This is a genomic window from Moraxella sp. HMSC061H09, assembly GCF_001809255.1.
Taxonomy (GTDB): Bacteria; Pseudomonadota; Gammaproteobacteria; order Pseudomonadales; family Moraxellaceae; genus Moraxella; species Moraxella catarrhalis.
The window spans coordinates 1-4,443 of record NZ_KV796824.1; the positions used below are offsets into that span (position 1 = coordinate 1).

5 protein-coding genes and 1 pseudogene are annotated in these 4,443 nt (G+C 38.1%); 4 read left to right on the top strand and 2 right to left on the bottom strand.

Features of this window, described 5'->3' with window-relative positions; all coding sequences use genetic code 11:
* Nucleotides 1-379: 379 nt before the first annotated feature.
* The 3 genes and pseudogenes from HMPREF2573_RS00280 to HMPREF2573_RS00290 all read left to right on the top strand — a co-directional run bounded on the left by HMPREF2573_RS00280 (nucleotide 380) and on the right by HMPREF2573_RS00290 (nucleotide 1,267).
* Nucleotides 380-664 (top strand): type II toxin-antitoxin system RelB/DinJ family antitoxin, encoded by a 285-nt coding sequence (locus HMPREF2573_RS00280; protein ID WP_003656617.1) that lies wholly within the window; start codon nucleotides 380-382, stop codon nucleotides 662-664.
* Nucleotides 665-682: 18 nt separating this feature from the next.
* A pseudogene (locus tag HMPREF2573_RS00285) lies at nucleotides 683-901 on the top strand (type II toxin-antitoxin system YafQ family toxin); the annotation flags it as partial.
* 33 nt (nucleotides 902-934) lie between these two features.
* Nucleotides 935-1,267, top strand: coding sequence for a hypothetical protein (locus tag HMPREF2573_RS00290; RefSeq protein WP_003656613.1), 333 nt, complete (start codon nucleotides 935-937; stop codon nucleotides 1,265-1,267).
* Between the two features lie 56 nt (nucleotides 1,268-1,323).
* On the opposite strand, the gene HMPREF2573_RS00295 is transcribed toward HMPREF2573_RS00290, so the two are convergent.
* Nucleotides 1,324-1,509 (bottom strand): DEAD/DEAH box helicase family protein, encoded by a 186-nt coding sequence (locus HMPREF2573_RS00295; RefSeq protein ID WP_003656612.1) that lies wholly within the window; start codon nucleotides 1,507-1,509, stop codon nucleotides 1,324-1,326.
* Nucleotides 1,510-1,991: 482 nt separating this feature from the next.
* Here HMPREF2573_RS00295 and HMPREF2573_RS00300 point away from each other — a divergent pair, with 482 nt between their 5' ends.
* Entirely contained in the window at nucleotides 1,992-2,213 is a 222-nt protein-coding gene (locus HMPREF2573_RS00300) for a hypothetical protein (protein ID WP_003656609.1), read from the top strand.
* A gap of 35 nt (nucleotides 2,214-2,248) precedes the next feature.
* On the opposite strand, the gene HMPREF2573_RS00305 is transcribed toward HMPREF2573_RS00300, so the two are convergent.
* A complete protein-coding gene (locus HMPREF2573_RS00305) occupies nucleotides 2,249-4,288 on the bottom strand; it encodes a ShlB/FhaC/HecB family hemolysin secretion/activation protein (protein ID WP_070472110.1) in 2,040 nt (679 codons plus the stop codon).
* Nucleotides 4,289-4,443: the final 155 nt, after the last annotated feature.

Here is a 4,443-nt window from a genome sequence, read left to right on the forward strand (position 1 = left end):
AAGCGATTCATGGTGGACTGTCCTTGTTGTTTTAAGACCTTTGAATTTTATTGCTGAATTATGAATTTGGCAATAAGGCAGAAATAATCGCGAATAATAACACAGATATTTGGCTAAAGAAAGATGGGGATAGTTTTAAGATAGCGTGGTTTTTTATATAAATATATAAGTTTATAAATATTAAATTATGAAAGTAAGTTGATTTTTGATGTTTTTGTACAGACACCAGTTTATAAAGTTTGTGTTTCCCCCCCCCAAGCTGTCGCAGCCGCCAAGACCTCTCAAAAAAAATCAATTAATAATCTAGGATATATTCTTGATTTTGCCCCAAAATGATTTTACAATGTAATTAAATTTATGTGCAATGCGAGCCTAAATTATGACAATGACCAATTTGAATATTCGCATTGATGACGATTTAAAGAACCAAGCAAAGGTGATTCTGGACGGTTATGGCATTTCACCAAGCCAAGCGGTCAAAATGCTGTTCTTGGAATTGGTGGCAACTTGCAAATTTCCCCTAAGCTTAAGCTATCAAGCTGACTACCAACCAAATGCTAAGACCATTTCTGCAATGCGTGAACTGGACAATGGTGGTGGTACGCTATACGCCAATCTTGATGAATTTTTGGCGGAGCATGGCGATGTTGCAAATCAAGCCTAGTAAAACTTTGATCGTGATGTTCGCAAGATTAAGCTGACAACAAACTTGGTAGAGGTTTTGGCTTGCCTTAGTCGCAGTGAAGCTTTGCCTGCTAAATACAAGGACCATGCACTAACTGGCAATTGGCAAGGTTGGTGTGATTGTCATGTTGCCAATGACTTAGTTTTGATTTATAAGATTGATGATGGGATTTTGCATTTGGCTCGATTAAATTCCCATTCAGAAGTTTTTGGCTAAAAGAATTTTCAAACACCAACAAAGGGGGTGAGTATGACTACCACAACCGATCGGCTCGATCGTCTAGTGAACGAACTTTTTCGCAAATTTGAAGAAATGTGCAAACAGCGATTTGAGCAAGAAACCCACAAATCTCAGACAGATGACACCGCAGATTGGCAACAGAAATACTATCAAGAACAAGTGGCTTATTATCGAGAGAAAAGGGCTTATTATGAGAAACTAGCCCAAGAACGAAAAGAACGAGAAAAAGAATGGGAAGAAAAGTCGGCTGCACTTGAAAGAGAAGCCAGATGGTATCCTTGGGTTGCCTGTTCCATCATCTTGTTTGCAGTAGTTGCTTTGATTGTGAAGCACTTTTTCTAACTTAATCTTACCTTAAGCAAAAATCCACCCTTGGCGGTGGATTTTTGTATTATCTGTCAAATATGCAAAGCACAATAAACCACTTCGCCATCGTCTTGTTCTTTAAAACCCTTGCTGACCAACTTAACCGAGTTGAAGGTTTTACCCTCGTCAGAGGTTGCCATAACAATCAAATCTTGATTTTTAAAACTTTTTAACTCCTCAATAAGCGTTTGGATGGTTTTTTCGATCTTCCCGCTCAATGATTTCTTGGCTCATGGTTTAATCTCCAATTCTGTTTAAATTTACATCATAAGTTTCAAGGCGTGTACTTTTTTGAACCAAGTCTTGCCACCGACAAAGCCGCTTTCTAGACTTCATTAAAGTATTTTTCGCAAAAAATTATAAACATTATCATGCAAGCATATCAAACAAGTTTGTTTGTCAAAATATAAATCTATTCACTAGGGGTGGAATCAAAGTGGTATTTACGGCATGACCGTCATTAATTCTACACTGTCGAACAGCGTGAAGTATGTGAACAGCATTAATGATTTAGCACCGATTTTTCGCACAAAACACACGAAGCAAAAGATTGAGTTAACCAAGATTTTTGCCAGCTTATTAACAATATAATCTTTTATAAGTTTATAAATATAAAGATAAATATTTGTAAACTTAAATATTTTAATATTTTTTAATATTTCAATATTTTTATACTTATTAAATTATTAAGGTGACTTATATGGCAATGCAAGGGAAATTTACTCGAGACAACAAGCAACATCAAGATTTTTCAGAATCATTGGCCGTCAGTGAAAAAACTTTGGCAGAAAGAAAGGCGGTGATTGCTCATTTGGATGCTTCCTTAGCACAGCGACTTAAAGTTGCAGCAGCCAGCCATGGCGTACCGATGCGCGTCATTATCGAAGAAGCCTTAATGACTCACTTAGATAATGCAAAGTGAGTCATCTTCCACTCCATTACAAAAAATAATATGACTTAAAACTCAATGCTGGCACTCACACCCACGACGGTTTCTTTCTTCATAAATTCAGGCGTCTTAATTCCTTTTCCAATGAATATATCCAAATGAGCTGTGGTTGGTGTGTTATTTAGATAAGTATTTGATTCTTTGAAATGAGTCAAGCCATTTTGTGTTTCTTGAATTCTTGGATCTTGACTGCCTTGAAAATAATACCTCATACCAACCGCTCCAGCCAAGATATGGCGTTGATTATTAAGAGTGTTTTTTCCATAGGCATAGCCTTGATCAATACTTGCATACAACTGGGCGCTGTTTGCATTTGTACTAAAGTGCTGATTAAGATTCTGTAATGGCAATTGCCAAGCAAGTTCTTGGGATAGGCTAAAGCCATGTTCTCCTGATAAATAATTTCCCTCTTTAATGCCTTTAATGCTATATCTGCCACCCAAATAGAATAAATCAGATGGTACAGGAAGTTGTTTGGCATATTGGGCTTGTAATCTAGCAGTATAAGTGAGAGGAATGGATGTGTAAATGGGTTTATTTGCTGTTGCTTTATCTTGCGCTTGTTCAGTATCATTTGGGTTGTTTAACACAAATGGCTTTTGGAAACTGGTGTATAGTGACCAAATTGGTGCTTTTGCAAAACCCTCACTGGGTAGTTGTTGCCCAAAAGCATCATAAATATGCTCTTCAGGTGCAGGCTTTGCTTTTAGCGCCCCTGTTCCTTGCTGATAATCCAAGTTGGCATACAAATAACCACCTTGGTGAAGATGATGCTGATGAGTGATGCCAATGTTATATCCTGTTGTGCGGCGGTTTTGCACTTCAAGATTAACATCATCAATATAATTACTGCTTCGTTTGTGATTAACCTTTATATAACCTTCAGTCTTTTGATTGCCATCACGGTGCAATAAACGAGACAATCCAATTGAGCTTGTCTTGCTGGTGCCATGATAAGTCAAGGGCGCATGAAGCCCTTCAAGAAATTGCTGGTATTGGTGGTGGCTGTGTGTGGCAGAAAATTTATACAATCCATAAGGAATAGTCAAGGAAGCGTGATAATTAACCTGCCTATCCTTGCCCACCTGAACCCCAAGATCATTTTGGGCAGCGTCAATCAGGCGCGCCAATGGATAGTTGGCAGAAAGATTCCATTCATCGTTAAGATGCATGAGGTTGTTAGCACGAACATTAGCAGAAATCAGATAATTGCCATAATCTTTGGATAAACTGTTATCAATATTAATGCCAAATACAGCGCTTTGACTGCGGTCCATCCTAATGAGTAAATCACTAAAACCAAGGTTTGTGGTGTTAATGTCAATATCATTTGCGACATTACTGGAGCTGCTTGGTATAATCTGCGCGGTTGCCGTTGGATCGATGCGTTTTAAATTATCTAGACCTTGTTCTAAATATGACAGACGAAAGGCTTGATTGAACTTAAGAGGAATGGCGGCTTTGACATAAGTTGGCGTTTTGCTAGCATCGGCCAATATCACCTTTTTCACCTTGCCAGCATGGACTGTTAAAGTGAGTTTTTTAGTTGCTAAATCCTGCTCTTCAATGCTAATACTGCTAGTTAAATAACCACGCTTTAGTAATTCATTATGGGCAATATCTACAATTAAAGATAGGTTGTGATTGTTGATGCAGTGATTAAGAGCATATGTTGGCTTTGTCCAGTCCAACAGGGGCGATAGCAAGAAGCTGCGTAAATTGCTCGGCGTCATACCCAGAATATGTTTATCTTCTCCACCCTCAATCACAAAGTCAATCTCATCAACCAAAAAACATGAATCGCCATTCTTGTCATCTTGCCAATTTGGCTGGTTGATATTGGTTTGATTGATATCGACACCCATGTCGTCATCTGTTGCTGCCAAATCTTGTCTTGCTAAATGTGCAAGAGCCGCCTGACGACGATCATCGGTTATTGCAGAAAGATTTGCTTTGGTTGGGTCTGGTGCAATCTGAGCTTTGGCCACAGAAAAGATGGAGAAGCCAGTAAAAGATAAAAGAGTTACAGCAAAAGGTATAAAACGCATGGGTTTGTCCTGTCCTTGACTTATGAGTGACATAGGAAGCAATATTTTTGTAACATTATAGAAAGATGTTGTCATCATATCAGAAAATATTTATACTTACCAAATTATTTTAACGCATATACCAAACAACAAGGACAGTCCACCATGAATCGCTT

Coding starts and splice junctions, on each gene's coding strand:
- HMPREF2573_RS00280 (WP_003656617.1), top strand. CDS start 380: ATGACAATGACCAATTTGAATATTCGCATTGATGACGATTTAAAGAAC.
- HMPREF2573_RS00290 (WP_003656613.1), top strand. CDS start 935: ATGACTACCACAACCGATCGGCTCGATCGTCTAGTGAACGAACTTTTT.
- HMPREF2573_RS00300 (WP_003656609.1), top strand. CDS start 1,992: ATGGCAATGCAAGGGAAATTTACTCGAGACAACAAGCAACATCAAGAT.
- HMPREF2573_RS00305 (WP_070472110.1), bottom strand. CDS start 4,288: ATGCGTTTTATACCTTTTGCTGTAACTCTTTTATCTTTTACTGGCTTC.